The 26430-nt window shown below is 57.4% G+C and carries 26 protein-coding genes and 1 pseudogene; 16 read left to right on the forward strand and 11 right to left on the reverse strand.

What is annotated here, in order from left to right; genetic code table 11:
* Nucleotides 1-27 precede the first annotated feature (27 nt).
* The 6 genes from LC354_RS08100 (at nucleotide 28) to LC354_RS08125 (ending at nucleotide 5446) form a co-directional block, all read left to right on the forward strand.
* Nucleotides 28-588 carry a F0F1 ATP synthase subunit delta gene (locus LC354_RS08100; protein WP_223422765.1) on the forward strand — a complete coding sequence of 187 codons (561 nt, stop codon included), beginning with the start codon at nucleotides 28-30 and terminating at the stop codon, nucleotides 586-588.
* On the forward strand, nucleotides 589-2127 hold the full coding sequence (atpA, locus tag LC354_RS08105; protein ID WP_223422767.1) for a F0F1 ATP synthase subunit alpha: 1539 nt from the start codon (nucleotides 589-591) through the stop codon (nucleotides 2125-2127).
* A gap of 12 nt (nucleotides 2128-2139) precedes the next feature.
* A complete protein-coding gene (locus LC354_RS08110; RefSeq protein WP_223422769.1) occupies nucleotides 2140-3012 on the forward strand; it encodes a F0F1 ATP synthase subunit gamma in 873 nt (290 codons plus the stop codon).
* Nucleotides 3013-3030: 18 nt separating this feature from the next.
* Complete coding sequence (gene atpD / locus LC354_RS08115) at nucleotides 3031-4455, forward strand: F0F1 ATP synthase subunit beta (RefSeq protein ID WP_223422771.1); 1425 nt, start codon at nucleotides 3031-3033, stop codon at nucleotides 4453-4455.
* Between the two features lie 97 nt (nucleotides 4456-4552).
* Complete coding sequence (locus tag LC354_RS08120) at nucleotides 4553-4978, forward strand: F0F1 ATP synthase subunit epsilon (RefSeq protein ID WP_223422773.1); 426 nt, start codon at nucleotides 4553-4555, stop codon at nucleotides 4976-4978.
* 117 nt (nucleotides 4979-5095) lie between these two features.
* A complete protein-coding gene (locus tag LC354_RS08125) occupies nucleotides 5096-5446 on the forward strand; it encodes an H-type lectin domain-containing protein (RefSeq protein ID WP_223422774.1) in 351 nt (116 codons plus the stop codon).
* Between the two features lie 68 nt (nucleotides 5447-5514).
* Here the strand turns inward: LC354_RS08125 and LC354_RS08130 are convergent, their stop codons facing one another.
* The 8 genes from LC354_RS08130 to LC354_RS08165 all read right to left on the reverse strand — a co-directional run bounded on the left by LC354_RS08130 (nucleotide 5515) and on the right by LC354_RS08165 (nucleotide 12867).
* Complete coding sequence (locus LC354_RS08130) at nucleotides 5515-6252, reverse strand: amino acid ABC transporter ATP-binding protein (RefSeq protein ID WP_223422776.1); 738 nt, start codon at nucleotides 6250-6252, stop codon at nucleotides 5515-5517.
* The gene (locus LC354_RS08135; protein WP_223422778.1) at nucleotides 6239-7048 is read right to left on the reverse strand and encodes an amino acid ABC transporter permease; all 810 of its coding nucleotides are present in this window, start codon (nucleotides 7046-7048) and stop codon (nucleotides 6239-6241) included. The genes LC354_RS08130 and LC354_RS08135 overlap by 14 nt, the downstream gene beginning before the upstream one ends.
* Nucleotides 7049-7058: 10 nt before the next feature.
* The gene (locus tag LC354_RS08140; RefSeq protein ID WP_223422780.1) at nucleotides 7059-7877 is read right to left on the reverse strand and encodes an ABC transporter substrate-binding protein; all 819 of its coding nucleotides are present in this window, start codon (nucleotides 7875-7877) and stop codon (nucleotides 7059-7061) included.
* Nucleotides 7878-8209: 332 nt separating this feature from the next.
* On the reverse strand, nucleotides 8210-8845 hold the full coding sequence (locus tag LC354_RS08145) for an aspartate/glutamate racemase family protein (RefSeq protein ID WP_223422782.1): 636 nt from the start codon (nucleotides 8843-8845) through the stop codon (nucleotides 8210-8212).
* Complete coding sequence (locus LC354_RS08150; protein ID WP_223422784.1) at nucleotides 8842-9681, reverse strand: ABC transporter permease; 840 nt, start codon at nucleotides 9679-9681, stop codon at nucleotides 8842-8844. Before LC354_RS08150 ends, LC354_RS08145 begins: the two co-directional genes overlap by 4 nt.
* Nucleotides 9682-10503, reverse strand: a complete 822-nt coding sequence (locus LC354_RS08155) for an ABC transporter permease (RefSeq protein ID WP_223422850.1) — start codon at nucleotides 10501-10503, stop codon at nucleotides 9682-9684.
* A gap of 90 nt (nucleotides 10504-10593) precedes the next feature.
* The gene (locus LC354_RS08160) at nucleotides 10594-11853 is read right to left on the reverse strand and encodes a PotD/PotF family extracellular solute-binding protein (protein ID WP_399203196.1); all 1260 of its coding nucleotides are present in this window, start codon (nucleotides 11851-11853) and stop codon (nucleotides 10594-10596) included.
* A gap of 27 nt (nucleotides 11854-11880) precedes the next feature.
* Nucleotides 11881-12867 (reverse strand): ABC transporter ATP-binding protein, encoded by a 987-nt coding sequence (locus LC354_RS08165; RefSeq protein WP_223422787.1) that lies wholly within the window; start codon nucleotides 12865-12867, stop codon nucleotides 11881-11883.
* Nucleotides 12868-13097: 230 nt separating this feature from the next.
* Between LC354_RS08165 and LC354_RS08170 the strand changes: the two genes are divergently transcribed.
* Nucleotides 13098-13796, forward strand: a complete 699-nt coding sequence (locus LC354_RS08170; protein ID WP_223422789.1) for a GntR family transcriptional regulator — start codon at nucleotides 13098-13100, stop codon at nucleotides 13794-13796.
* A complete protein-coding gene (locus LC354_RS08175; RefSeq protein ID WP_223422790.1) occupies nucleotides 13793-14623 on the forward strand; it encodes a GNAT family N-acetyltransferase in 831 nt (276 codons plus the stop codon). The genes LC354_RS08170 and LC354_RS08175 overlap by 4 nt, the downstream gene beginning before the upstream one ends.
* Before the next feature lie 17 nt (nucleotides 14624-14640).
* Here the strand turns inward: LC354_RS08175 and LC354_RS08180 are convergent, their stop codons facing one another.
* A complete protein-coding gene (locus tag LC354_RS08180) occupies nucleotides 14641-15789 on the reverse strand; it encodes an alpha-D-ribose 1-methylphosphonate 5-triphosphate diphosphatase (RefSeq protein WP_223422792.1) in 1149 nt (382 codons plus the stop codon).
* Nucleotides 15790-16022: 233 nt separating this feature from the next.
* Nucleotides 16023-17057: a LacI family DNA-binding transcriptional regulator gene (locus tag LC354_RS08185; RefSeq protein ID WP_223422794.1), complete on the reverse strand. Its 1035-nt coding sequence runs from the start codon at nucleotides 17055-17057 to the stop codon at nucleotides 16023-16025.
* Nucleotides 17058-17203: 146 nt separating this feature from the next.
* Here LC354_RS08185 and LC354_RS08190 point away from each other — a divergent pair, with 146 nt between their 5' ends.
* From LC354_RS08190 to LC354_RS08220, 7 genes are all read left to right on the forward strand, one after another.
* Nucleotides 17204-18433 carry an ABC transporter substrate-binding protein gene (locus LC354_RS08190; protein ID WP_223422795.1) on the forward strand — a complete coding sequence of 410 codons (1230 nt, stop codon included), beginning with the start codon at nucleotides 17204-17206 and terminating at the stop codon, nucleotides 18431-18433.
* Between the two features lie 87 nt (nucleotides 18434-18520).
* Nucleotides 18521-19438, forward strand: coding sequence for a carbohydrate ABC transporter permease (locus tag LC354_RS08195; protein WP_223422797.1), 918 nt, complete (start codon nucleotides 18521-18523; stop codon nucleotides 19436-19438).
* On the forward strand, nucleotides 19431-20336 hold the full coding sequence (locus tag LC354_RS08200; RefSeq protein ID WP_223422798.1) for a carbohydrate ABC transporter permease: 906 nt from the start codon (nucleotides 19431-19433) through the stop codon (nucleotides 20334-20336). Before LC354_RS08195 ends, LC354_RS08200 begins: the two co-directional genes overlap by 8 nt.
* A gap of 8 nt (nucleotides 20337-20344) precedes the next feature.
* Entirely contained in the window at nucleotides 20345-21424 is a 1080-nt protein-coding gene (locus LC354_RS08205; protein ID WP_223422800.1) for an ABC transporter ATP-binding protein, read from the forward strand.
* A gap of 15 nt (nucleotides 21425-21439) precedes the next feature.
* The gene (locus LC354_RS08210) at nucleotides 21440-22204 is read left to right on the forward strand and encodes a sugar phosphate isomerase/epimerase family protein (protein WP_223422802.1); all 765 of its coding nucleotides are present in this window, start codon (nucleotides 21440-21442) and stop codon (nucleotides 22202-22204) included.
* Nucleotides 22197-23321 carry a Gfo/Idh/MocA family protein gene (locus LC354_RS08215; RefSeq protein ID WP_223422803.1) on the forward strand — a complete coding sequence of 375 codons (1125 nt, stop codon included), beginning with the start codon at nucleotides 22197-22199 and terminating at the stop codon, nucleotides 23319-23321. The genes LC354_RS08210 and LC354_RS08215 overlap by 8 nt, the downstream gene beginning before the upstream one ends.
* An 18-nt stretch (nucleotides 23322-23339) precedes the next feature.
* Entirely contained in the window at nucleotides 23340-24395 is a 1056-nt protein-coding gene (locus LC354_RS08220; RefSeq protein WP_223422805.1) for a sugar phosphate isomerase/epimerase family protein, read from the forward strand.
* A 2-nt stretch (nucleotides 24396-24397) separates the two neighbouring features.
* On the opposite strand, the pseudogene LC354_RS08225 reads toward LC354_RS08220, so the two are convergent.
* Nucleotides 24398-24550: pseudogene (locus LC354_RS08225) on the reverse strand (tripartite tricarboxylate transporter permease); the annotation flags it as partial.
* 450 nt (nucleotides 24551-25000) lie between these two features.
* On the opposite strand from LC354_RS08225, the gene LC354_RS08230 reads away from it, so the two are divergent.
* Nucleotides 25001-26314, forward strand: a complete 1314-nt coding sequence (locus LC354_RS08230; protein ID WP_223422806.1) for an FAD-dependent oxidoreductase — start codon at nucleotides 25001-25003, stop codon at nucleotides 26312-26314.
* Nucleotides 26315-26430 lie beyond the last annotated feature (116 nt).

The following is a 26430-nucleotide window of genomic DNA, read 5'->3' on the forward strand; positions in this document are numbered from 1 at the left end:
CGGGGCCAAGACATCGAAAGGGTGGACGTGTCCGAACCAGCTTCGATTTCCACAGGTATTGCGGCGCGCTATGCTGCGGCTGTGTATGAGCTTGCCAAGGAGGCAAATGATGTTGCAGGGCTTGAAGCCGACATCGCTGTCCTCATGTCCGCCATGGCCGAGAGCGATGATTTCAACGCTTTGATCCATTCGCCGGTTTACAGCCGCGCGGAACAGGCCGCAGCGATTACCGCCATTGGTGAGAAAGCGGGTCTCAGCACGCTGATGACCAACACTCTGGCGCTGATGGCCGACAAGCGGCGCTTGTTCGTGCTGCCGCAACTGGTGCAGACGCTGCGTGACGAAATCGCCCGCGACAAGGGCGAGGTGACGGCAGACGTCACGTCAGCGAAAGCTTTGACAAAGGCGCAATCGGAAAAACTTGCCACGTCGCTGAAGGCGCTTCTGGGCAAGACCGTGACTATTAATGCTTCCGTCGATGAAAGCCTCATCGGCGGTTTGATCGTAAAAGTGGGCTCCAAGATGATCGACACATCGATCAGCTCCAAGCTCTCTTCCCTCCAGAATGCAATGAAAGAGGTCGGATAAATGGGTATCCAAGCAGCAGAAATTTCTGCAATCCTGAAAGACCAGATCAAGAACTTTGGTCAGGAAGCAGAAGTGGCCGAAGTGGGCCGCGTTTTGTCAGTGGGCGATGGTATCGCGCGCGTTTACGGCCTCGACAATGTTCAAGCCGGTGAGATGGTCGAATTCCCCGGTGGTATTCAGGGCATGGCCCTGAACCTGGAATCGGACAACGTCGGCGTTGTTATCTTCGGCTCCGACCGCGACATCAAAGAAGGCGACGTCGTTAAACGTACGAACTCCATCGTGGACGTGCCCACGGGTGACGAACTGCTGGGCCGCGTTGTTGACGGTCTGGGCAACCCGCTGGACGGCAAAGGCCCGATCAATGCGTCGACCCGCAGCGTTGCGGACGTCAAAGCCCCCGGCATCATCCCGCGTAAATCGGTACACGAGCCGATGGCGACAGGTCTCAAGGCCGTTGACGCGATGATCCCGATCGGTCGTGGCCAGCGTGAGCTGATCATTGGTGACCGCCAGACCGGCAAGACGGCCGTTGCTCTGGACGCGATCCTGAACCAGAAATCCTACAACGATGCGGCGGGCGATGATGAGAGCAAGAAGCTCTACTGCGTCTACGTTGCGATCGGCCAAAAGCGCTCCACAGTGGCGCAGTTGGTGAAAAAGCTCGAAGAAAGCGGCGCGATCGATTACTCGATCGTCGTGGCTGCGACAGCGTCCGACCCTGCACCCATGCAGTTCCTCGCACCTTATGCCGCGACCGCCATGGCAGAGCACTTTCGCGACAATGGCCGCCACGCCCTGATCGTTTATGATGACCTGTCGAAACAGGCCGTGTCCTATCGCCAGATGTCCCTGCTTCTGCGTCGCCCACCCGGCCGCGAAGCGTATCCCGGCGACGTTTTCTATCTTCACTCGCGCCTGCTGGAGCGTTCGGCCAAGCTGAACGAAGACAATGGTGCAGGTTCGTTGACGGCGCTGCCGATCATCGAAACCCAGGGTGGCGACGTTTCCGCGTTTATTCCGACCAACGTGATTTCGATCACCGACGGCCAGATCTTCCTGGAAACGGAACTGTTCTATCAAGGTATCCGCCCTGCTGTGAACACCGGTCTGTCGGTGAGCCGGGTTGGCTCTTCGGCGCAAACCAAGGCGATGTCCTCTGTGGCAGGTCCCGTTAAACTGTCGCTGGCGCAATATCGCGAAATGGCGGCCTTTGCCCAGTTCGGCTCCGACCTTGATGCCGCAACCCAGCAGCTGCTGGCCCGTGGTGCACGTTTGACCGAGCTGATGAAGCAACCCCAGTATTCGCCTTTGACCAATGCCGAGATCGTTTGCGTGATCTTTGCAGGCACCAAGGGCTACCTCGACAAAGTCGCCGTCAAGGACGTGGGCCGCTTTGAGGCTGGTTTGCTGACCCACCTGCGTCAGAACAATGCGGACCTGTTGGCCGATATTTCGAACAACGACCGCAAGGTGAAAGACGAGCTTGAGGACAACATCAAGGCTGCTCTCGAAGCATTCGCTTCCGACTTCGCATAAGGAGATCGGGCAATGCCAAATCTCAAGGACCTGAAAAACAGGATCGCGTCGGTCAAATCGACCCGCAAGATCACCAAGGCCATGCAGATGGTGGCCGCCGCAAAACTGCGGCGGGCACAGGAAGCAGCCGAACAGTCGCGCCCCTATTCCGAGCGGTTCCTGACCGTGATGGCCGGGCTCGCGTCTTCCGTCGGTGGGTCTGATAGCGCGCCCAAATTGCTCTCGGGCACAGGATCAGATCACGTACACTTGCTGATCGTGATGACCTCTGAACGCGGCCTTTGTGGTGGTTTCAACACCAACATCGCCAAGCTGGCACGTCAGCGCGCTCAGGATCTAATCGCTGGCGGCAAGAAGGTGAAAATCCTGACTGTCGGCAAAAAAGGCCGCGATCAGATGAAACGCGATTACGCCGACATGTTTGTGGGCCACGTGGATATGTCCGATGTCAAACGGATGAGCTACGCGGATGCGCAGGGTGTGGCGAAGGACGTGCTTGCACGCTTTGACGCCGAAGAGTTTGACGTAGCCACGATCTTCTTCTCGCGGTTCCAGAACGTCGTGACCCAGATCCCGACGGCGCAGCAGATCATTCCGTTCGAAGTGCCCGAAGGCTACGAAGCACCCGATACGCTTTACGACTACGAGCCGGACGAAGAGGCTGTTTTGGCAGATCTTTTGCCGCGCGCGATTGCGACGTCTATTTTCGCAGCGCTGCTGGAAAATGGCGCGTCCGAGCAAGGCGCACGGATGTCCGCGATGGACAACGCAACACGCAACGCCGGTGACATGATCGAAAAACTGACCATCGAGTATAACCGCTCGCGTCAGGCTGTGATCACCAACGAGCTGATCGAAATTATTTCTGGCGCGGAAGCGCTGTAAGAAAACCGGAGACCAAAAATGGCAAAAGCTAAAGGCAAAATTACGCAGGTTATCGGGGCCGTCGTTGACGTGAAGTTCGACGATCACCTGCCGGAAATTCTGAACGCGCTGGAAACGGACAACCACGGCAACCGTCTGGTTCTGGAAGTGGCACAGCACCTGGGCGAAAACACCGTTCGTACAATCGCTATGGACAGCTCCGAAGGCCTGGTACGTGGCCAGATCGTTACGGACACCGATGGTCCGATCATGGTGCCCGTTGGGCCCAAGACACTGGGTCGTATCCTGAACGTGATCGGCGAGCCCGTTGACGAAGGTGGCCCGGTCGAAGCCGAGGAATACCGCTCGATCCACCAACCTGCGCCTGCGTTCTCGGAGCAGTCGACCGAATCCGAAGTTCTCGAGACCGGTATCAAAGTCGTCGACCTGCTGGCACCCTACGCCAAGGGCGGCAAGATCGGCCTCTTCGGCGGTGCCGGTGTGGGCAAGACCGTTTTGATCATGGAACTGATCAACAACATCGCCAAAGTGCACTCGGGTTACTCGGTGTTCGCGGGTGTGGGAGAGCGGACCCGTGAAGGGAACGACCTCTATCACGAAATGATCGAATCTAACGTGATCAAGCCGGACAATCTCGAAGAAAGCCAGGTTGCCCTGGTGTACGGTCAGATGAACGAACCTCCCGGAGCGCGTGCTCGTGTTGCCCTGACGGGTCTGACACTCGCCGAGCAGTTCCGCGATGCCTCGGGCACCGATGTTCTGTTCTTTGTCGACAACATCTTCCGCTTTACGCAAGCGGGTTCCGAAGTGTCCGCCCTGTTGGGCCGTATCCCTTCGGCGGTGGGCTATCAGCCGACTCTGGCCACGGACATGGGCGCGATGCAGGAGCGGATTACCTCGACGAAATCCGGTTCGATCACGTCGATCCAGGCCGTCTATGTGCCTGCGGATGACCTGACCGACCCCGCGCCCGCGACCACCTTTGCGCACCTGGATGCGACGACGGTTCTGTCGCGTGCGATTTCCGAACTGGGGATTTACCCGGCGGTGGACCCGCTCGACAGCTCGTCGCGCTTGATGGATCCACAAATTGTGGGCGAAGAGCATTACAAAGTGGCCTCCGATGTGCAGCAGATTCTTCAGCGCTACAAGTCGCTGCAAGATATCATCGCAATCCTCGGGATGGACGAACTGAGCGAAGAAGACAAATTGACTGTTGCCCGCGCACGGAAGATTCAGCGTTTCCTCAGCCAACCTTTCGATGTGGCCAAGGTGTTCACTGGGTCTGATGGTGTGCAGGTTCCGCTGGAGGAAACGATTTCGTCGTTCAAAGCGGTTGTCGCGGGTGAATACGATCACCTGCCAGAAGGTGCATTCTACATGGTCGGCGGCATCAATGAAGTGATCGCCAAAGCCGAGAAAATGGCTGCGGACGCCGCATAATACGACGCGTATGCGTCCGCGACGGGCCTCAGAAAATTCGGCGAATTTTCTGAGTGCTTTGAGCTGACGCAGCGCGGTTTTCCGAAGGAGGAAACAGATGCAGTTTGAATTGGTATCGCCTGAACGTCGGCTTGCATCCATGGATGCCGCATCGGTACAGATCCCCGGGACGGATGGTGACATGACGGTCATGACGGACCACGCACCAACAATTACAACGTTGCGTCCCGGCATGCTGCGTGTCGAGGCTGGGGGAACAACCCACGAGTACGTGGTGACGGGCGGTTTTGCCGAGATCGGTGCAAACGGTGTTTCTGTTTTGGCAGAACGGGCTGTTGCCAAGAGCGATATGACCCAAGACCAAATGGATGCCATGTTCGACGACGCGCAAGATGCATACAACCGTGCCAAGGAAATCCGTGCGACTGAGCCGGGTCTTGTCGACGATGCGGCAAAGCTTCTTGCGGATATGGTTGCTGTCGGAAGTGAAGTGGGTTTGAGTTCGAAGCAACCCAACCTGTAAGCACTTCAACTTCAAAAAATTCAAGGCCCGGCTGCCAGCGGGGCCTTTTTTTGTTTTCGATCCTTAAGTTGCCACTTTCCTGTGATAGAGAATAAGACAAATCAAAAAGACGGCATCATGAAAAGACTACGCAACCATTTGATCGGCATTGATCAAGGCAACATTGTTTTGTTCTCGGATTTTGAAAATGGCGGTGACATGTGGACTGGACGCGGGCCGCGTGACCGTCGCAAGCACATTGCGTTTTCCGAACCGTTTCGCACAGTCCCAACCGTGCATGTGGGTATCACGATGTGGGATGTGGATAATGAAACTCCTCTTCGTGCGGATGTCGCCGCAGAGGACGTCGCCCCAGATGGCTTCCAGCTTGTATTTCGGACCTGGGGAGACACCCGCGTTGCGCGCGTGCGCATCACATGGATGGCGCTGGGGGAACTGCGTCAGGTGGACGACTGGGACCTGTATTGATCACCGGGCAGCACCGCCTGCATATTCGGACCCTCCGGGGGGAGTTTTCTTGGCAAGGTGAAGATGGATCAGCGCAGGATAGAGGCGAGGAATTGCCTTGTTCTTATCTTTTGCGGGGCAGAGAAGATCTGGTCCGGGGAGCCTTCTTCTGCAATCACGCCCTGATCCATGAAACAGACCCTGTCGGCCAGTTCACGGGCAAACCCCATTTCATGGGTGGCCAGCACCATCGTTATTCCTTCGTCCCGTAATTGTCTGAGGACGTCCAGAACCTCGCCAACCAGTTCAGGATCGAGTGCCGAAGTAATCTCGTCAAAGAGCATCGTTTGAGGTTTCATCGCAAGGGCCCGTATCACGGCGACCCTTTGCTGCTGGCCTCCAGACAGTTGGTCGGGATATTTGTGCATATGAGCCGCAAGGCCAAACCGTTCAAACAGCGCCGTTATCCGAGGGTGCAGGCTGTCACGGTTTTCGCTCAGAACGCGGCGTGGGGCGAGGCATACGTTCTCGAAGGTGGTCATATGCGGAAACAGGTTGAAACTCTGGAAGACGATTCCGATCCTTTGCCGTATCGGCGTCAGATCGAAACCGGGCTCGGCGATATCGACACCATCCAACAGGACTGCGCCATCATCTACAGGTTCCAGCCCGTTCATGCAGCGCAGCAGCGTGGATTTGCCGGACCCCGATGCACCGATCAGGCAGAGCATTTCGCCCGGGGCTACGTCCATATCAATGCCCTTGAGCACGGATACATCGTCAAAAGACTTCTTCACGCCGCGCAGCGACAGCCTAGGATCTGGCATTGCGGTCCTTGTTCATTAGGTAGTCGGCGTATCTGGTCGCAGGAACGGTGACCATCAGAAAGATGACAGCGGCGCCCACATAGGGCGTGAAGTTGGCCAGCAGGCTCTTGAAAATACCGGCCTGCCGCAGGATTTCCACCGGACCGATGAAGGACAACAGCGCCACATCCTTTTGCAGGGCCACCAGCATGTTCATATTCGCGGGCACCACCCGCCGGATCGCTTGCGGCAATATCACGTACCGCATCGTATCGCGCTCACTGAGGCCAAGACAGATTGCGGCATTGCGTTGACTGGTGTGGATGCTTTCAATCCCGGAGCGCAGCACTTCCGCCACATAGGCGGAGTAGGTCAGTACCAGCGCGACGGTACCCCAGATATAGGGGCTGTTCCAGGGGCGCGGCAGGCCCAGCCCCGGAATGCCAAAACCCACCAGATAGACCAGCAGAACAACAGGGATACCGCGGAAGAGGTCGACGTAGACCGCACCAAATATGCGCAACGGAAAAAGCGCCGGATTGTGGGTGCCGCGGGCCAGCGCAATGGCCAGTCCCATGGCGAAAATCATCGGCACTGACCATGCAAAGATCGCTACATCCAACACAAAGGCCCGCAAAAGGTCCGGAAAGGTACGGACAAAAATCTCTGCATCAAAGAACGAGGCACGCACGGCGTCCCATCCCGGTGCGCGCGGCACCAGAAGCACGATCAGCACCACCACTGCCAATGTGCTGGCGCCGGCAATCAGGTTGGCGCGGCGGCGTTGCCGCGCCTCATAGGCCGCACGCCGTGTCATGGACGCAGGTTCATTTGATCAGCGGAACGCCCGTGGCTTCCTGCAACCACTCGGCTTCGATCATGGCCAAAGCACCGCTTTGTGTCATGGCGGCGAGGGCTTCATCCACACAGGCTTTTAGCGGAGAGCCTTCGGGCATCAGCATCCCGAACTGGTCTGGATTTTCGGCGGCTGCGGGATCAAACTGACCGAGGACGGCGCCGTTTTCCATCAGGACGGCTGCGGTGAACAGAGCGGTCGGGAGATCGAAAAGGGCGGCGTCGATCTGGCCCGCCTGCATCGCGGCGATGACATTGGCGTTGTCGTCATAGACCAGCGGGCTTTGGCTGGGTTGAACCTGTTCCATAACCACAGGCAGTGCAGTGGTCGAGGCGACGACCCCCCATTTCATCTCTTTGAGCGCGGCCATTGTCGGCGCTGCCCCGCCTGCGGCCAGTACCTCTTGCGTGGTCAGAACGGCCTGTGGCGCCGTATAGTAGGGGGCCGAGAAATCAACGACCTTGTCACGCTCAGCGGTGATCGAGAACTGCTGCAGGTTGAGGTCAAAGTCTTTCGGGCCAGGCTGGATCGCCTGATCAAAGGATGTGCGCGTCCAGGTGACGTCTTCGGCGGCAAACCCCATCTCGGCGGCCAGCGCATAGGCGACGGCAGCCTCGAACCCTTGTCCGCTTTCTGGCGCATCGTCGATGACCCAAGGGTAATATGCGGGGTTTCCCGTTGCGAAGGTCAATGTGCCGTCCGTCAGGGTTTTGCCCGCCGCGCAGTGCCCTGCGGCCATGGCGCTGCCTGCGATCAAGGTGGCGGCAACGGTTGCGATAACGGTTTTCATGATGAACTCCCAATGATTTTGCAGGGATCATCGGTCAAGGGATGAGACGTGTCTAGAGGCTTCGAACTCGGTAATGGAGTGGAGGGCGGCTATGCCGTGAATATGATCGTTTGGAGGTGAAAGTCATTCTCGAGTTTGGAGAGGTCAGCTTGACGTTTTTTCTCGTGCTTGTGCAGAGGATTATTGACCTCATCCGAAACGTCCACGACACGCGCGGCTCCCAGTTGTGATGCCCGCAATTAATCGAACTCAGCTGACACTGCCCAAGAAACTGACACCGGGCAGGCGTGTCAAAAAGGCAAATGACCGTCCTGCTTTGTGTTCCGGTGTGTTCAAAACTGGCTGGCAAAGCAGGCTGCTGCGCGCACACCGTCGATCAGGCGAATGCAATGATCCTGGCCTGCAGCCTGCTTGACATCGACCATGCCGCCGCAGCCGAGAACAACGGACTGGATGTCATCTTCACGCGCCGCAGTTTGGACTTCTGCCATCACCTGATCCGTGGCGGCTTTGGGGTCATGCTCGAGCGCCAGCACCGGAACACCGCTGGCCCGTACCTTGGCAATCTGGCCGCCCAAACCATAGGCACGGATGTTCGCTTCGAGAATTGGCACTGAGACATCAAGTGTCGTCACGACCGAGAAACGCGCACCTGCCAGGGCAGCCAGATGATACGCGGCCTGACCAATACCGATGACCGGGCAGTGTGCGATGCTGCGCGCGGCATCAAGGCCTGTGTCGTCGAAGCACCCGATAATGATGGCGGACGCGCCTTGCTCCGATGCCTTGGCGACCAGTGTCAACAAGGGCTTTTCCGCCAGCAGGCCATCTTCCACACCTTGAATGGCGGGTGGGCCGTCATGGGACGTCCACCCTTGGAAAACAGCTGTCGGGACCGTTTCGCAGGCGGTTCGGAGCATGGCATCGGTCATCGACACCGTACTGTTGGGATTGATCAGAACGATCATACCATGCCCTTGCCCGCATCGGAACCCGCGCGCGCCTTGCGACGTGTGCTCCAAAGGGCAAGGCACAGAAACAGCCCAATCATCAGCAACGAAAAGACCGTCGTCAGCGTTCCCAGGGCATAGAGGACGGGCGTGGTGACATTTGTCGTCATCCCGAAAATCTCCAGGGGCAATGTGTTGTAGCTGCCAGATGTCAGGAGCGTGCGTGCGAACTCATCATAGCTGAGCGTAAAGCCGAAAAGCGCAACGCCGATGAGGGATGGCCCGATGATCGGCAGAACCACATGGCGCAACGTTTGCCATGAGGTCGCCCCCAGATCGCGGGCCGCTTCTTCATAGCTTTTGTCAAAGCGGTTGAAGACGGCAAACATGATCAGCAGGCCAAAAGGCAGGGTCCATGTGAGTTGCGATCCAAAGCCGGAGGTGGACCAGTGTACGTTCAGACCGGATTGCGAAAAGATCAGACCGACGCCGAGCGAAATCAGGATTGAAGGGATCACCAAAGATGTAATGATCAGGTAGAACAGGATGCTGGAGCCCTTGAAACGCTTGCGAAAGGCCAGACCGCCCATCACGGACAGGATCACCGTCGTTACCATCACCATCAGACCAAGCGCAAAGCTGCGGCGGAAACTGCCCCAGATATCACCGACGGCTTGTTGTTCGAACAGATCACGGAACCAGTGCAAGGATGTCCCCCGCATCGGGAATGTCAGCCCACCCCCGGGGCCCTGGAACGACAGGATCGCGATTGTGATCGTGGGGCCGTAGAGAAACAGCAGGAACAGCGCAAAAAAGGCGCTGAGGACATAAAAAGATCTGGGACGCGGCTCCATTTACAGTTCCTTTCTGATGTCGACAAACCGAAGCATGATCCCGATCACGATCAGAACGGTCAGCAAGAGCACGACCGCAGTGGCGGAGGCCGACGGATAGGCCAGCAGCGCGATATCATTGGAAATCAGCCGCCCCACATTGGCCGACTGGGACCCCGACATGAAACGCACGGTGATGAAGTCACCCATCACAAGCGTCACCACAAAGATCGTACCGATCATGATGCCCGGCTTGGTCAGCGGGATGATGACGTTCCACAGGATTTGCGCGCCCGATGCCCCGGCGTCCCGTGCCGCCTCGATCAGGCTCTTGTCGATCCGCATCATCGTGTTGAAGATCGGGACGACCATGAAGAGCGTGTAGAGATGCACGAAGGCAAGGATCACGGCGAAGTCGCTGAAGAGCAGCCAGTCAAGCGGTTCGTCAATCACGCCCCAGGAGATCAGGGTGGAGTTTGCAATCCCGTTGCGTCCGAGGAAGGGGATCCAGCTGATCATGCGAATGATATTCGATGTCCAGAAGGGGATCGTACAGAGCAGAAACAGTACGATTTGCCATGTCAGGCTGCGGATATGAAAGGCGAGGAAATAGGCAACCGTGAACCCGATGCCGAGAGTGAAAACCCAGGTGATGAAGGCGTATTTGAACGTGTTGAAGAAGACCCGATAGGTGACGTTTGAGCCAAAGAGGAATTCGTAATTTTCCAGATCAAAGGCCGGGATGATCGAGAATTCAGTGGCTTGCCAGAAGCTGACCGTGACGATCATCACGATGGGCAACACCAGAAAGAACACCAGCACCGCCATAATCGGCAGCGCCATCAGCCATCCAAGGAATGTATTGTTCTTCAGCACGTGTCTTCTTTCGTGGTCAGGGTGGGGTGGGCACCGATAGGCCCACCTCCTTTGTCATCAGGCCGCGATAAATTCGTTCCATTTGCGGACCATGTATTGGTTTTCGTCCATGACCGCGTTCCAGCAGGCCACAGCGCCCATGCGCTCTTCGAAAGAGCCGCCATCGCGCACATCACCGGCTTGGGCCAGAGCGTCGCCTGTTGGCGAGGTGATGGTGTCCGTGGCTTCCTTGCCTTCGAACCAGTAGCCCCATTCGTTTTCGGACATGAAGTTTTTGGAGGTTTCCGGAACGGCGGAATAGTAGCCCTGCCGCATCAGGTAGCCACCGACCCAGCCATCGAGATACCAGTTGATGTACTCATAGGCCGCGTCGCGTTCGAGCCCGCTCAGAGCCGCGGACAGGCCGATGCCGCCACCCCATGACCGGTAGCCCTCTTCGAGCGGTTGGTAGACACAAGGGACGCCCTTGGATTTTACCGCTGTGATCGCGGGGGACCACATGGACTGGATCACAACTTCGCCCGAAGCCATCAGGTTGACGCTTTCGTCAAAGGATTTCCAGAACGCGCGGAACTGACCGTTCTGTTTGGCTTCGGTAAAGATTGCCATGGTCAGATCGATCTCTTCGCGTGTCATATTGCCCTTGTCGGGATAGGTGTATTCCCCCATGGACTCCACGACCATTGCCATATCCATGATCCCGATTGACGAGATGTCGAGGATCGATGCCTTGCCTTGGAACTCAGGGTTCAGCAATTCCGACCAGTTGTTGATGGGGCGACCGATCAGATCAGGGCGGATGCCCAGCGTATCGGCGTTGTAGATTGTCGGGATCAGCGTCATCCAACCGGATTCGTTGTCGACAAAGCCTTTGCCGTCTGGCCCTTCGGTGAAGCCAACCGTATGCGGTGCCGTGCCTTGCGCTATGGTGCTTTCGGGCGTCAGTTTACCGTTGCGGAAGATACCGACAATCTTGTCGTAGTTCTTGATCTTGGAGGTATCCATGGCTTGCAGGTTGCCCGTGGGCCAGACCTTTTTGCAGATCCAGTATTCGATATCGGCAATGTCAAAGCTGTTGGGCTGGGTCGCGGCCCGCTGTGTAACGCTGTCACTGTCAAGCGCGGTCATTTCCAGGGTAAAGCCCAGGTCTTCCTTCACCTTGTTGGCCACGTCATTGAGGTTCGACACGCCGGTGCCGAACTGGCGCAGGGTCACATCCTTGATGTTCTGCGCCCATATCATCGGTGCGCCGAGCGTCGAACCGGCGGCAAAGGCCGCGCCGCCCTTCAGGATATTGCGTCTTGATAGTTTGGTCATGTGTTCTCTCTCCATGTCAGATGTTTTTCAGGCCGTGAGCTTGTGCAGATTTGCGTCGTCCCAGATCAAACCGACCTGATCGCCTGGGTTGATTGGATCATTGAAAAATGTGCTTTCCGGCACCAGCGCGCTGATGTCTTGGTCTCCGGCGACGCGGGCGAGGACAGAGACATGCGCCCCCTGGTATTCGATCGCCAGAATGCTGCCTTGCAAATTGCTCTGATCGCTTTGCGAAATACCAACGGCGTCGGTACGGATCGCAAAGCGGCCCTGCGGCAGCGCAATCACGTTATGGCCGCCGATGAATTGCGCCACAAAGGCCGTGGTCGGGGCATTGTAAACGTCGCGCGCAGTCCCGGCCTGTTCGATCACCGCGTTGTTCATGACGACAATTTCGTCGGCGAGAGCGAGGGCCTCGTCCTGACCGTGTGTAACGTGGATGAAGCTGATTCCAAGCTCGCGTTGCAGCTTGCGCAATTCACCGCGCATGCGAATGCGCAAGAAGGGGTCTAGCGCAGAGAGCGGCTCATCCAGCAGCAAAACCTGTGGACGGGTGATCAGCGCGCGCGCCAGAGCCACGCGTTGCTGTTGCCCGCCAGAGAGTTGATCCGGAAGGCGATCCCCCAATGCACTGAGGTCGACCAACTCAAGCATTTCGCCTGCTTTGTTAAGGCGTTCCGGCTTATCTATTCCCCGCATCTTCAAGCTGAAGGCGACATTTTCGGCCACGGTGAGGTGCGGAAACAGGGCATAGTTCTGAAACATCATCGCCGTGCCGCGCTTGGCTGGCGGCAGATCGGAGATGTCTGTGCCCCCAAGCAGGATGGACCCCTCAGAGACGTTTTCATGGCCGGCGATCATGCGAAGCGTTGAAGATTTACCGCATCCGGACGGGCCAAGCAGACATGCGTAACCGCCCGGTTGGAACTTGTGATTGATGGCATCGACCGCAACCGTCGCGCCATAGCGCTTGGTGACAGATACCAATTCCAATTCTTTGTGCTTTGCGCTCATGGGTCCCCCGACAGGTTGCGCCACAGAAATCTGCCGCCGGGTCGCAAAGCAATTTAAGGCCGCTGATTTTCTCCATCCCTTGGCGGCTCTGCTCAAAGTTTAAGCTCTGCAATCTGTGCGTGTTTAAAAATTGGACACAAAATTGTATACAATTCGACTTGGGGTTGGGGTCACATGAATACCTTGAGGCACCCGATAGGCTCTGCCATGTGAGGGCATAAGGAAAGAAAATGACTCGCAGTACAGACTCAGCATTGAAAAGGCCTGCGACGAGCGAGAGCATCGCGCATGCCTTGTCGCTTGCCATCCACGAACACAAGATAGCGCCGGGCACGAAGCTGGTTGAAGACGAACTGGCCGACATCTACGGCGTGTCCCGCACCGTCATTCGCGCAGCGCTGCAAAACCTGTCGCATGTCAAGCTGGTTGTCATTCGGCGCAACAAAGGGGCATCCGTTGCTTCGCCATCAACAACCGAAGCCCACGAAGTGTTCGAAGCCCGTGAACTTCTGGAGCCACGCACCGCGCGCAGTGCGGCGATGCGCGCAACCCGATCCGATATCAAAAGGCTGGAGCGGCATATGAGCGATGAGCATGCGGCGCTCGAGGCGTCCGATCCGGGACGCGCGCTGTACCTGTCGGGCCTCTTTCACACCGAGATCGCCCGCATCGCGAATCAAACCACGATTGCAGGCTTTATCGAAACGCTCGTTGCGCGGTCATCCCTGATTATCGCGCTGTATTGGCGGCGCGAAAGTGCGCTTTGCGAAAAGCACGCCCATCATGCTTTGGTGCAAGCCCTGGCAGACAAGAATGCAGACGCGGCGGAAGATCTGATGCGGAGCCATCTGGTCGATTTGCACTCGGCACTGTATTTGAGGGAACGGAATGACCGCACCTTGTCGCTGAAGGATGCATTGACCCAATGACACTGCGCGCGATGACCCTTGATGATCTGCAAACTGTCCTAGGCTGGGCCGCGCAAGAGGGGTGGAACCCCGGGCTGGAGGATGCAGAGGCGTTCTACGCGGCGGATCCGGCCGGCTTCTTGGTCAAGGACCTGGATGGCGGGCCGGTTGCTGCGATTTCCGTCGTCAACCACGATCCCAGCTTTGCTTTTCTCGGACTTTACCTGTGCAAGCCACAGTACCGCGGCCAAGGTCACGGGATTGCGGTCTGGCGCGCGGGTCTTGAACATGCAGACTCTCGCCGCATCGGATTGGACGGGGTTCCGGATCAGCAAGCGAACTATGCGCGCTCTGGGTTTGTAAAATATGGCAGCACAATACGGTTCGAAGGACGGGCCGAGGTCAAATCAGACCCGCGGGTCCGTTTCGCAACTCAATCCGAACTCCCGTTATTGGTCGCCCGGGATATCAAGGCCAGTGGCATGCGCCGTGAAACATTCGCGACCGGCTGGTTTGCACAATCGCCGACACGACAGACCACCGTCTTGGTCGACGGAACAGAGATCAAAGGGTTCGCCACATTCCGCTGCTGCAACCCGGGCACCAAGATTGGCCCATTTTACGCGGCCTCCGAAGCTGATGCGCGCGCGCTGTTGGCGTCCAACCCATTTGCCGCGCCCGGTGATCCGGTTTTCGTCGACGTACAGGAGCACGATTCAGCACTGGCCATATTGCTTCGCAAAATGAGATTTGAACCGGGTTTTGAAACCGCAAGAATGTTCACTGGCGCACCCCCCAAAGCCGATCCCGCCCCGTTTCAAGCCATAGCGACGATGGAACTTGGGTAAGCGCCCGCAAAAGGCCGTTACGCGACCCGGTTCCCGCACACCCATACGGCGTGAATGATTGGCGTGGTTTCCATTACATCGAACATTACAAGATCGGCGCGCTTTCCCCGCATGATCTCTCCTCGGTCGGACAGGCCGACATGGTGCGCCGCGTTACGTGTCACCGTCGCCAGACCACGGGGCAGGTCGTTCCATGTCTTGGCCAAGAGCAAAGCCCCCTGAAGCAACGCGGCGGGTACGTAATCCGACGAAAGAATGTCCAGCCTGTCATGAGCCGCAAGATCACTTGCGGCGACATTGCCGGAATGGGATCCGCCGCGCACCAAATTCGGAGCCCCCATGATATTGGCGATGCCAACGGCGTGACAAGCATCCGCGGCCTCAAAGGTCGTCGGAAATTCAGCCATCTGAATACCGAGGGCGTGACTGTGCGCAACCTGTTGTGCCGTCGTGTCGTCATGGCTGGCCAGTGTCGCGCCAAGGCGTTTTGCGGCTGCAACCGCGGCGGTTTCGTGCCGTGCGCCATATTGGTCCTGCAACTCACATAAAAACGCGATGTATTGATCGAAATTATCACGGGAGATGCCGTTTTTCCCGCACACGTAATCCTCGAATTTTTGCAAATCGCGGAATTGGCGTTGGCCGGGGGTGTGATCCATCAGGGAAACGATGCCGACCTTGTCGTCCGGCCCAAACTCGTCGAGTTCTTCCATCAGCGTTTCTGAACAGACCTCTGCGCGCAGATGAATGTGATGGCTGATCTTGAGCGCGCCTGCAGCGCGCATCTCAAGGATTTCATCGGCCATCTGACGGGCATACTTGGCGAAGCGTCGCTTGCTTTGGTCCGACGTGATCGAACCCACGCGAATGGCATCAAAAACGGTGGTTATTCCGGCACCTGCCAGTTCGCGGTCGTGCGCAACGATTGCAGGGCGGTGCGGCCAGTCGACTTTGGGGCGCGGTTGCATATGACGTTCGAGGTTGTCTGTATGCAATTCGATAAGGCCCGGCGCCAGGTATGCGCCTTGGCAATCCGTTGCTCCCGGAGGGACCGATGTACCGCCGGAGATATCGGTTATGACACCATCATGCACTACGACGCTCCCCCTGACCACTTCGTCAACGAGGATAATCTGAGCGTTGGCCAGGACCAGATCGGTGTTCATGCGAAGGCTGCCACTTCTGTGTGAAAAATGTACTGGGACCGGCGCAGAATGCGCCCGATTAGGTCAGGTGTGTCGAACATGACGACCTGATGGCTGTGGAGCAAGGATGGTCGGCCCATATCGAACACTGTGTCCAAGCGGGCCGCCGTTGTCGAGTTCCGTCACACGGATTGAATGCTGCGATTCACATCTTTGCATCTCTGCCGCAGTGCTCTTTCCATACTCGGCGCGGTTCAAGGCCGGGAATTGGGTGGGGCGGTGCTTTCTCTGATGATCAATGACACCGGAACGACGGCGGCGTGCTCGGTGCCTTCCCCGGACTGCGTGGTCAACCGCTCCAACAGCATTGATGCGGCGGTTTCACCGATCAGCAACCGGTCTTGCCGGATTGAGGTCAGCGGTGGAATGAACTGTTCGGCGAGGTCAATGTCGTCAAAGCCCATGACAGAGACATCTTGCGGGACTTTGAAATCTTGCCGGGACAGTTCCGAAATGAAGCCGAGGGCCAGCAGGTCAGACGCGCAAAAGACGGCCGTAGGCCGATCCTCAAATGCGATCCAGGTCTTGGCCGCGAGACACCCGGCACGTAGCGAGAAGTCGCCCGGTATGATCCATTCCGGCTTGAGTTCCAAATCAAGCTTTTCGCATTCCGCAACAAAGGCATCCTTGCGCGCATGCATCAGCACATTACCGTCCGGTCCGGTGACATGCGCAATTTTGCGATGTCCGATAGAATGCAGATAGCGGACGGCCGTGCCTGTACCCCTTCGGTTTTCGCTGCGAACCGAGGGGAAATTACCGTCTTCGACCCACTCGCAGGCAAACAGGATCGGCTTGGACTGTGGCGCGTTTTTCAGCGACGCGACAACTGCGGGGTCGAGACCGCCATCGAGTATGATCATGCCGTCTGCGCGCGCGTCATCAAGGTAGTCGATCAATCGATCCCCGCTGTCATGCACCTGTTTGGTGCTTGCGATCAGCATGGAATAACCCCGGCGCGACAGGTTGAGTGATATGCCTTCCAAAATAGCCGAAAAAAACGGATTGGCGAGGTCTGGCAGCAAGACCAGGACCGATTGGGCCCGCTGCGTGCGCAAGTTTCGCGCTGCCCGATTGACCCGGTACCCGCTGACTCTGACGGCTTCGGCGACGCGTTCTCTTGTCGATTCGTTTACCATCTTGGGGTTGGACAGAGTGCGAGACACGGTGGCAGTGGACACACCCGCGACGCGTGCAACATCCTGAAGTGTAGAAGTTTTTTGTGCCACAACTCTGCCTTTCGATCCATCGATATGTAATCGATTACAATAATGATTGACAGGCCACATATGCGCAACGCAATAATGTAATCGATTGCAGACGGCCGTGATCACAAAAAACAAACGCGGAACTCCGCGGTTTCTGGGAGGAACCAATGTCCAAAGTAATGAAATCCCTGGTGATGGGGACCGCGCTCACATGTGCAACCGTCGCGCATGCGGTCGAACTTGAGGTGACCCACTGGTGGACGTCCGGTGGCGAAGCCGTTGCGGTGACGAAATTTGCCGATGCCTGGAATGCGACCGGTAACACCTGGGTCGATGGCGCCATTGCGGGCTCTGGCGGTACAGCGCGTCCGATTATTATTTCACGCATTCTGGGCGGCGACCCGATGGCGGCAACCCAGCTGAACCACGGTCGTCAGGCCGAAGAGCTGATCGAAGCTGGCATGATGCTGGACCTGACGGATGTGGCGGAAGCAGGCGGATGGCGTGACATCGTGAACCCGCCAGCGCTTTTGGACTCGTGCACCTTGGACGGTCGAATTTATTGCGTGCCGGTGAACATTCACTCCGGACAATGGATGTGGCTGTCACATGCCGCTTATGAAAAGGCCGGTGTGCCCGTGCCAGCGGACTGGAACGAATTTGTTGCCACGGCACCTGAACTGCAAGCGGCAGGCATCTTGCCATTGGCGATGGGTCAGCAGGGCTGGCAGCAGAACCTCGCGTTCGGTGCGATCACAATCGCGGTCGCCGGCCTCGATGCATGGCGCGAAGTCACGGTGAATAAGAACGCCGAAGTGGCGGCAGGCCCGGAATACACAGCTGTCTTTCAGGCGGTCGCGGATGCGCGCGAACTGGCCCGCGGATCCAACGTTCAGGACTGGAACCAGGCAACCAACATGGTGATCACCGGCACGGCTGGTGCGCAGTTGATGGGCGACTGGGCGCAAGGCGAATTTGCGGTGGCCGAAAAGGTCGAAGGTCAGGATTACTCATGCCTGCCGGGCTTGGGGCTGAATGCGATCCTGGATACCGGCGGGGATGCTTTCTATTTCCCGGTCAACGATGATCCGGAAATCACCGCTGCGCAAAAGGAGCTGGCGGCGCTGTTGATTTCGCCCGAAGTCCAGGTGTCCTTCAACCTTGCAAAGGGTTCGCTGCCGGTACGCGGTGACATCGATATGTCCGCTGCAAACGGCTGCATGCAAAAGGGCCTGGGTATTCTGGCGGACGGCGGCGTGTTGCCCTCTGGCGACCAGTCCCTTTCGGCTGATACGCAAACCCAGATCGAAGATCTGATGGCGCAGTTCTGGTCCGGCGACATGCCTGCTGCGGAAGCGCAAGCCAAGTACGTCGATATCATTGCCAGCGCCGACTAAGCAGCGACGGTATACTCGGCCCGGCACTCGGTTTGTGCCGGGCCCATTCAACACAGTTCACATGTCCTCTCATTAGGAGCCGACACGATGACCGTGACCTCGGACCCTGCTTCCCGCGTGGCAAAACGCCCCAACCGGCTGTTCAAGAACCTGATGGCCAAGTTGGCGTCGATCCCGATGATCCTGACGGCACTGGTGGTCTTTGTCGGCGGAACAACATGGACGATCGTGTATTCTTTTACCGGCTCTCGGATGTTGCCCAAAACCAATTGGGTCGGGCTGGATCAATACGAGCGTTTGTGGAGCTCGGACCGCTGGATCATCTCCATCAAGAATCTCGGGATTTACGGTAGTTTTTCCATGATCCTGACGTTGGTCTTGGGCTTCTGTCTGGCTGCCTGCCTTGACCGCAAGATCCGGTTCGAGAGCGCCTTTCGCACCATCTTTCTCTATCCGTTTGCGCTGTCCTTCGTTGTGACGGGGCTGGCATGGCAGTGGATCCTGAACCCGGAGTTCGGCGTACAAAGCGTCGTGCGCGGCTGGGGCTGGGAGACGTTCACGTTCAATCCGCTGAACGATCCCGACACGGTCATTTTCGGCATTCTCATCGCGGGCCTTTGGCAGGGCACCGGGCTGATCATGTGCATCATGCTGGCCGGGTTGCGCGGCATCGACGAAGACATCTGGAAAGCGGCCAAAGTCGACGGGATCGGGACCATCAAAACCTATGTCGTGGTGATCATCCCGATGATGCGGCCGGTGTTCATCACGTCGCTGGTGCTGATCGCGGCAGGCATCATCAAACTCTATGATCTGGTCGTCGCGCAGACCGGAGGGGGCCCGGGTCTCGCTTCCGAAGTGCCCGCCAAATACGTGATTGAATATATGTTCCGCGCCCAGAACCTCGGCCAGGGCTTTGCGGCCTCAACCATGATGTTGTGTTCCGTCGTGATCATCCTGATCCCTTGGGCATATCTCGAATTCGGAGGCCGGAAACGTGGCTGATCTCTCTGTCAACTCCTCCGCCGGTCCGCGCGGACCAAAACCGAAAAAAAGCTTCAGCCGTGCCAATATCTTTCTCTATGGCACACTGATCGTCGTCTCCATGTATTACCTTTTGCCGCTGTACGTGATGGTCGTCACGTCGCTCAAGGGCATGCCGGAAATCCGCATGGGCAACGTGTTCGGCCCGCCCATGGAAATCACCTTTGAACCTTGGGTCAAGGCGTGGTCCGAAGCCTGCACAGGCATCAATTGCGACGGGCTGTCACGGGGGTTCGGCAACTCGATCCAGATTTTGATCCCCTCCATAATCCTGTCGATCGCCATTGCGTCGATCAACGGATACGCGCTGTCGAACTGGAAATTCAAAGGGTCGGAAGTCTTCTTCACCATTCTGATCATCGGGGCGTTTATCCCGTATCAGACGATGCTCTATCCGATCGTGATCCTGCTGCGCGAGATCGGGTTGATGGGGTCGATTGGCGGGCTGGTGCTGGTGCATACCGTTTTTGGGATGCCCATTCTGACACTGCTCTTCCGAAATTACTTTGCATCGGTGCCCGAAGAGCTGTTCAAGGCAGCTCGGGTCGACGGGGCAGGGTTCTGGCAGATTTACTTTCAGATCATGTTGCCCATGGCGCTGCCAATCTTCGTGGTCGCGATCATCTTGCAGGTGACAGGCATCTGGAACGATTTTCTGTTTGGCGTCATCTACACCAAACCGGCAACGTATCCGATGACGGTGCAGCTCAATAATATCGTCAATTCGGTGCAGGGCATCAAGGAATACAACGTCAACATGGCGGCGACATTGCTGACCGGTTTGGTTCCTCTCGTCATTTATTTCGCATCCGGCAAACTCTTTGTTCGCGGCATCGCCGCTGGCGCAGTCAAAGGCTGATTGATCCCATGACAAACTCCGTTGAAATCAAAGATCTGGATCTGTCCTTCGGGGCGGTTCAGGTTCTGAAACAACTGAACATCGATATTGCCGAGGGCGAATTTCTGGTGCTGCTGGGCTCGTCCGGATGCGGCAAATCCACGTTGCTCAACTGCATCGCGGGACTGCTCGAAGTGACCGATGGCCAGGTTTTTATCAAGGGCCAGAACGTGACGTGGGCGGAGCCGTCGGAACGGGGCATTGGTATGGTGTTTCAATCCTATGCGCTTTATCCGCAAATGACTGTTCGTGGAAACCTGTCTTTTGGCCTCAAGAATGCGAAGGTTCCCAAGGACGAAATTCAAAAGCGTGTGGCACGTGTGGCGGAAGTTCTGCAAATCGAGCCGCTTCTTGACCGCAAACCCGGTGCGCTTTCGGGCGGCCAACGCCAACGGGTGGCGATTGGGCGCGCATTGGTGCGCGATGTCGATGTATTTCTGTTCGACGAGCCGTTGTCGAATCTGGATGCCAAGCTCCGGACGGACCTGCGGGTCGAATTGAAACGGTTGCATAAAAAGCTCAAGAACACGATGATCTACGTGACCCATGATCAGGTCGAAGCGATGACCCTGGCGGATCGGATTTCGATCATGAAGGACGGCATGATCCAGCAACTGGATGCGCCCGAAGTGATCTATGCCAAACCCTGCAACAAGTATGTCGCAGACTTCATCGGGTCGCCTGCCATGAACCTCTTCGAGGGGCACCTGAGCGGAAACACGTTCACCTGCGACGGGTTTACCGTCGATGTGAGCGGATATGAATTCGGTTCGCAACCGCGCCGCGATAGTGCCGTTTGGTTGGGCATCCGGCCCGAGCATATCGTGACGGGCGATGCTGCTGCGTCAGCGACGTTCAACGGCTCGGCCGAGATCGATATCGTAGAGCCGATGGGCTCTGACACTCTGGTATGGATCGACTTTGCCGGGCAATCCGTTCGCGTACGCACCGAAGGACAATCGGGGCTGAGGTCCGGCGAGGCGCTCACCATCGGGTTTGACGCGTCCCGCCTGCATCTCTTTGACATGAAAACAGAGATACGTCTCTAAACTGAAAGCAAGAACATGACTGTATCACTTCAACTTTATTCGATGCGCGACTGTGCCGACCAAATTGCATTGCTGGCCAAATTGCCCGCGATGGGTATCTCCCGTGTCGAAGGCTATGGCGGCGTCTACGGTGATCCATCTGCTTACCGTGCGGCGATGGATGCCAACGGGATCACAATGCCGTCGGGGCACATGGGGCTGGCGGATATCGAAGCGAATTTTGACGGGACAATGGAAATCGTCAAGGCGATGGGCATGACCCATGTCTTTGCGCCCTATCTCGAAGAGAAACATCGTCCGACCACTGCGGCAGGCTATACCGAATTGGCGCAGCGCCTTGGCAACGCCGCCAATCGCTACGCGGAACAGGGGATTTCCTTTGGCTGGCACAACCATGACTTTGAGTTCGTTGCGTTGCCGGATGGCAGCACGCCTATGGATCTCATTCTGGATCACGCGCCCAACATCAAATGGGAGGCTGATCTGGCATGGGTTGTTCGGGGCGGCCGCGATCCATTGGAATACATCCACCGCTACGGTGATCGGATGACGGCGGTGCATGTCAAAGACATCGCCGAAGCCGGGTCCAATGCGGACGAGGATGGCTGGTCTGATCTTGGGGCCGGGACGCTGGATTGGGCGGCCTATCTGCGCGCCTGCCGCCAAACATCCGATGATCTGATTTATGCGCTGGAGCATGATAAACCAAGCGACCCGGTCGGCTATGCCAGTCGCTCAGCCGCCGCATTCAAAGACTTGTGGGAAAAGACAAATGACTGAGAAACTGGGCGTAGGCATCATCGGATGCGGGAACATCTCGGCGGCCTATCTGCAACTCGGGCCATTGTTCCAAGGCTACGAAATACTGGCGGTTGCCGACATCAATATGGACAACGCACAGGCACGCGCAGCTGAATTCAATGTGCGCGCTCACACGGTTGAGGAGTTGTTGGCCGCAAAAGATATTGATCTGGTGATTAACCTCACAATCCCTGCGGCGCATGTCGAAGTCTCCCGGGCAATTTTGCAGGCGGGTAAGCACGTCTATTCCGAAAAGCCCTTTGTGCTCAGCCTGGCTGAAGCGCAGGAACTGGGCGCTCTTGCAAAGGCCAACGGGCTGCGGATCGGCTCGGCACCAGACACGTTCATGGGGGCAAGCCACCAATTGGCGCGCAAGCTGGTCGATGATGGCACGATTGGTACCGTGACCTCCGGCACCGCAATCGTGATGTCCCACGGCATGGAGGACTGGCATCCGAACCCTGACTTCTTTTTTCGACAGGGCGGCGGGCCGATCCTTGATCTGGGACCGTATTACATCTGCAATCTGGTCCAGATGCTGGGACCTGTTGCCAAAGTCACCAGCTTTACCGGATCGGCGCAGGATAAACGCACGATCAACAATGGCCCCCGCAAGGGTGAAACCGTCCCGGTCGAAACCCCGACGACGATCCATGCTCTGTTATCCTTCGAAAGCGGTGCCATCATAACGCTGCTGGCCAGTTGGGACGTGTGGGCCAGCAACCACCCGATCATGGAACTGTACGGCACAGGCGGGACGATGAATGTGCCGGATCCAAACTTCTTTGGCGGTGATCTGACGGTGACGGAGCGCAGCGGCGACCCCGTCGCGCAATCCTGGGATCACCCGTTTGGTGTCCCGAATTTTGAAAGCACGCGGGCTAATTATCGGGGCGCGGGTTTGGCGGATATGGCTTTGGCGATCACGGCGGGGCGCCCGCATCGCTGCAACGACGATTTCGCAACCCATGTGGTCGAAGTCATGACGGCCATATTGGACGCGGGCGAAAGCGGGCAAATCTTGTCCATGACAACAACATGCGACCGACCCGAGGCCTTGAACCCGGATCAAGCGCGCGCATTGATGGCCAGATAGACAGAAGCGGAGAATGAAATGACCAGTTCAATCAAGGGGCCAGCCCTTTTCCTGGCCCAGTTCCTGGGGGATGAAGCGCCGTTCAATTCACTGCCCGCAATCGTGAAATGGGCCGCGGATCTGGGCTATAAGGGTGTGCAAATTCCTACTTGGGATGCCCGTATCTTTGAGCTTGAAAAGGCCGCGACCAGCAAGACCTATTGTGATGAGATCGCAGGTATCTGCGCTGAACATGGCGTTTTTATCACCGAACTCTCCTCGCATTTGCAAAGCCAGTTGGTTGCGGTGCATCCTGCCTACGATCAGGCCTTCGATGCCTTTGCGCCCGCCCATCTGCATGGCAAGCCGGGCGACCGGCAGGCATGGGCGGTGGATCAGGTGACCAAGGTTGCCCTTGCGTCAAAGAACCTCGGACTGACCGGTTCGGTCGGGTTCACGGGCGCGCTGGCCTTTCCCTATCTCTACCCCTGGCCGCAACGCCCGCCGGGTCTAATCGAAGAAGCCTTTGCGGAACTGGCACGGCGTTGGAAGCCGATCCTGGACGCTTATGACGACGCCGGTGTCGATTTGGGCTATGAAATCCATCCGGGAGAGGATGTTTTTGACGGCGCAACCTTTGAACGCTTTCTTGAGGCGCTCGACAACCATCCGCGTTGCATGATCAATTATGATCCCTCGCATTTCCTGCTGCAGCAGATGGATTATCTGCAATTCATCGACATCTACCACGACCGGATCAGCGCGTTTCACGTCAAGGACGCCGAATTCAATCCAACGGGACGGCAAGGGGTCTATTCCGGCTATGCCGACTGGACGGACCGCGCCGGACGGTTTCGGTCACTGGGGGATGGGCAGGTGGATTTCAAAGGCATCTTTTCCCGCCTTGCCCAATACGGATTTGAAGGCTGGGCTGTTTTGGAGTGGGAATGTTGCCTCAAGCATCCGGAACAAGGGGCCGCGGAGGGTGCGCCCTTTATTGCCGATCACATCATTCGGATGACCGATAAAGCGTTCGATGATTTTGCAGGCGGGACGACGGACAAGGCTGCATTGCGCAAGATGATGGGTATTTAGCCCGGACCGGGTGTCACGCCCAAGGCAATCAATGCGCCCAGCAGGATGGCGGTGGTGCCCGATCCCGGAATACCGAGCGTCGGAAGCGGCGTGAAAGACCCTGTCGACGCGGCGTTGTTGGCGGGTTTGAGTGCTGCGGCCCCTTTGATCGATCCTGTCCTGATCCGGAATGCTGTCCGAAACTTGATCATAACGCCCTGAAATCATTTGGCCCTCCGACTTTTCAGCGAAGATGATGTGGACAGCGATGGTGTTAAAGATCACGCAGGAACCTGAACTTGCCGCAGATTTTATCCGGCATTTGATTGAATTGCAGTCCAATGGCGAGCCGCTCCCGCTGCCGCTCAACACTCAAGGGCAAGACGATTGCGCTGGAACCGGCGTTGATGACCTTTCTCGACGCGCTGAAGCGGTGCAAATTCGTCATCGAATGCGAGGATTTGGTGATCCGGAAATAGGACCCAGAGCGATTTTATGCGTTGGCTGTGCCGTAAGGCTGCAGGTTGTCGCGTCCGGCGAATTCAACTGTCCCCAGGATTTCCGGTTGCGTAATTCAGAAAAATTGCTTCAGTTTTTCCAAAGCGAAAACACAATTGGATACCCGCATGTTCGCCAGCAAAGATCGGATCGAAGCCACGGACGTACTCGTTATCGGTGGCGGTACTGCCGGGTTTGGTGCCGCCGTTGCCGCCGGTCGGCAGGGTTTGAATGTCATCTTGCTGGAGGCGACGAGCAAGATCGGGGGTGTGATGGCCTTCTGCCCGGGCATGCCGTGGGGCGGTGCCTATCCCGTTGACCGGATCATCGGCGGATTGATCGAAGAGCTGACAACGCGGTTGGAAGCGATGGATCCGCCCGCTGCTGAAAAACGGACCTGCACGCTTGAGACTTTTGGCCCAGAGATCGTTTACGACCACGACATCGCGACCTTGACGATGTTCGAAATGCTGGAAGAGGCCGGGGTTCGGACACGGCTGAACGCGACCGCCCTCACGCCGAAGATGAACGAAACGCGTATCGACGCGATCGAGTGCTACGACCGCAACGGCCCGTTCACGATCAGGCCCAGGATTGTCATAGACTGCTCGGGTGATGGTGACATCTCGGCCAAGGCGGGCGTGCCCTATGCGCTGGGTGATGCTTCTGGCAACATGATGGCGGTGACAATCTCGTTTCACATGGTGGGCGTGGATTGGGATGCGGCCTTTGCCCATTCCGATCCTTACTTTTCGGACTTTGCCGGAAAAGGCGTTGCCGAAGGGCGACTCCACAAGGACCTCGCCAAGCTCTACCTTATGAAGGGTTTCCACAAGGAAACGGTTTTCTGCAATTCGGTACATGTGCGCGGCGTGGACGGCACTGACCCGGTCGCCGTTGGAGCCGCAACGCAAGAAGGTCGCAGGCGTTGTCACCAATTGTTTCAATTCCTGAGACAGGATGTGCCCGGATTTGCCAACGCTCATATGTCGTTGCTGTCGCCAACTGTCGGCGTGCGCGAGACCCGCAAGCTGGAGGGTGTCTACCGCGTGACCGGCGCGGACCTGGCCCGCGCCACAAAGTTCCCCGATGGCATCGTGAGTTGTGACAATCCGATTGATGATGTCATGCGGTCCGAGGCAGGCATGACGCACGACGCCGCGATTTCGCAGGGCGACTATTACACCATACCGTTCCGCGCGCTGATCCCTGCAAAGATCTCAAATCTGATGTTTGCCGGACGCATCCTTTCGGCCGACCCGGTGGCGTTTGCTTCGGTGCGGGGCATGCCGCAATGTATGGCCATGGGACAGGCGACCGGTCTGGCGGCTGCCTTGTCGTTGCGAAGCGGACAGCCCGTGCAGTCACTGGATGTCGATCAGTTGGTGCATGCTTTGGCAGATCAAGGTGTGAACCGGCTGGCGGCCTTTGCCCCGGCGTAAAATCACCGCTGCGAACCTGCGCCCGACAATCATGCGTTGCCCCGGATCTCCAGCGCGGTGCGCGCTGGTTCGTAGAATGCGCAGGTCGTACATTTCAGCCTTTACAAGTTGGGTGA

Origin of the sequence: Tateyamaria pelophila (genome assembly GCF_019966495.1) — a bacterium.
GTDB lineage: Bacteria > Pseudomonadota > Alphaproteobacteria > Rhodobacterales > Rhodobacteraceae > Tateyamaria > Tateyamaria pelophila.

Bases quoted from the DNA above. Each gene is read 5' to 3' on its own strand.
- LC354_RS08230 (WP_223422806.1), top strand. From the start codon at position 25,001: ATGTTCGCCAGCAAAGATCGGATCGAAGCCACGGACGTACTCGTTATC.
- atpA (WP_223422767.1), top strand. From the start codon at position 589: ATGGGTATCCAAGCAGCAGAAATTTCTGCAATCCTGAAAGACCAGATC.
- LC354_RS08165 (WP_223422787.1), bottom strand. From the start codon at position 12,867: ATGAGCGCAAAGCACAAAGAATTGGAATTGGTATCTGTCACCAAGCGC.
- LC354_RS08180 (WP_223422792.1), bottom strand. From the start codon at position 15,789: ATGAACACCGATCTGGTCCTGGCCAACGCTCAGATTATCCTCGTTGAC.
- LC354_RS08205 (WP_223422800.1), top strand. From the start codon at position 20,345: ATGACAAACTCCGTTGAAATCAAAGATCTGGATCTGTCCTTCGGGGCG.
- LC354_RS08210 (WP_223422802.1), top strand. From the start codon at position 21,440: ATGACTGTATCACTTCAACTTTATTCGATGCGCGACTGTGCCGACCAA.
- LC354_RS08150 (WP_223422784.1), bottom strand. From the start codon at position 9,681: ATGGAGCCGCGTCCCAGATCTTTTTATGTCCTCAGCGCCTTTTTTGCG.
- LC354_RS08175 (WP_223422790.1), top strand. From the start codon at position 13,793: ATGACACTGCGCGCGATGACCCTTGATGATCTGCAAACTGTCCTAGGC.
- LC354_RS08195 (WP_223422797.1), top strand. From the start codon at position 18,521: ATGACCGTGACCTCGGACCCTGCTTCCCGCGTGGCAAAACGCCCCAAC.
- LC354_RS08125 (WP_223422774.1), top strand. From the start codon at position 5,096: ATGAAAAGACTACGCAACCATTTGATCGGCATTGATCAAGGCAACATT.
- LC354_RS08160 (WP_399203196.1), bottom strand. From the start codon at position 11,853: ATGACCAAACTATCAAGACGCAATATCCTGAAGGGCGGCGCGGCCTTT.
- LC354_RS08155 (WP_223422850.1), bottom strand. From the start codon at position 10,503: ATGGCGCTGCCGATTATGGCGGTGCTGGTGTTCTTTCTGGTGTTGCCC.
- LC354_RS08190 (WP_223422795.1), top strand. From the start codon at position 17,204: ATGTCCAAAGTAATGAAATCCCTGGTGATGGGGACCGCGCTCACATGT.
- LC354_RS08140 (WP_223422780.1), bottom strand. From the start codon at position 7,877: ATGAAAACCGTTATCGCAACCGTTGCCGCCACCTTGATCGCAGGCAGC.
- LC354_RS08170 (WP_223422789.1), top strand. From the start codon at position 13,098: ATGACTCGCAGTACAGACTCAGCATTGAAAAGGCCTGCGACGAGCGAG.
- LC354_RS08145 (WP_223422782.1), bottom strand. From the start codon at position 8,845: ATGATCGTTCTGATCAATCCCAACAGTACGGTGTCGATGACCGATGCC.
- LC354_RS08215 (WP_223422803.1), top strand. From the start codon at position 22,197: ATGACTGAGAAACTGGGCGTAGGCATCATCGGATGCGGGAACATCTCG.
- LC354_RS08110 (WP_223422769.1), top strand. From the start codon at position 2,140: ATGCCAAATCTCAAGGACCTGAAAAACAGGATCGCGTCGGTCAAATCG.
- LC354_RS08130 (WP_223422776.1), bottom strand. From the start codon at position 6,252: ATGCCAGATCCTAGGCTGTCGCTGCGCGGCGTGAAGAAGTCTTTTGAC.
- LC354_RS08220 (WP_223422805.1), top strand. From the start codon at position 23,340: ATGACCAGTTCAATCAAGGGGCCAGCCCTTTTCCTGGCCCAGTTCCTG.
- LC354_RS08135 (WP_223422778.1), bottom strand. From the start codon at position 7,048: ATGACACGGCGTGCGGCCTATGAGGCGCGGCAACGCCGCCGCGCCAAC.
- LC354_RS08120 (WP_223422773.1), top strand. From the start codon at position 4,553: ATGCAGTTTGAATTGGTATCGCCTGAACGTCGGCTTGCATCCATGGAT.
- atpD (WP_223422771.1), top strand. From the start codon at position 3,031: ATGGCAAAAGCTAAAGGCAAAATTACGCAGGTTATCGGGGCCGTCGTT.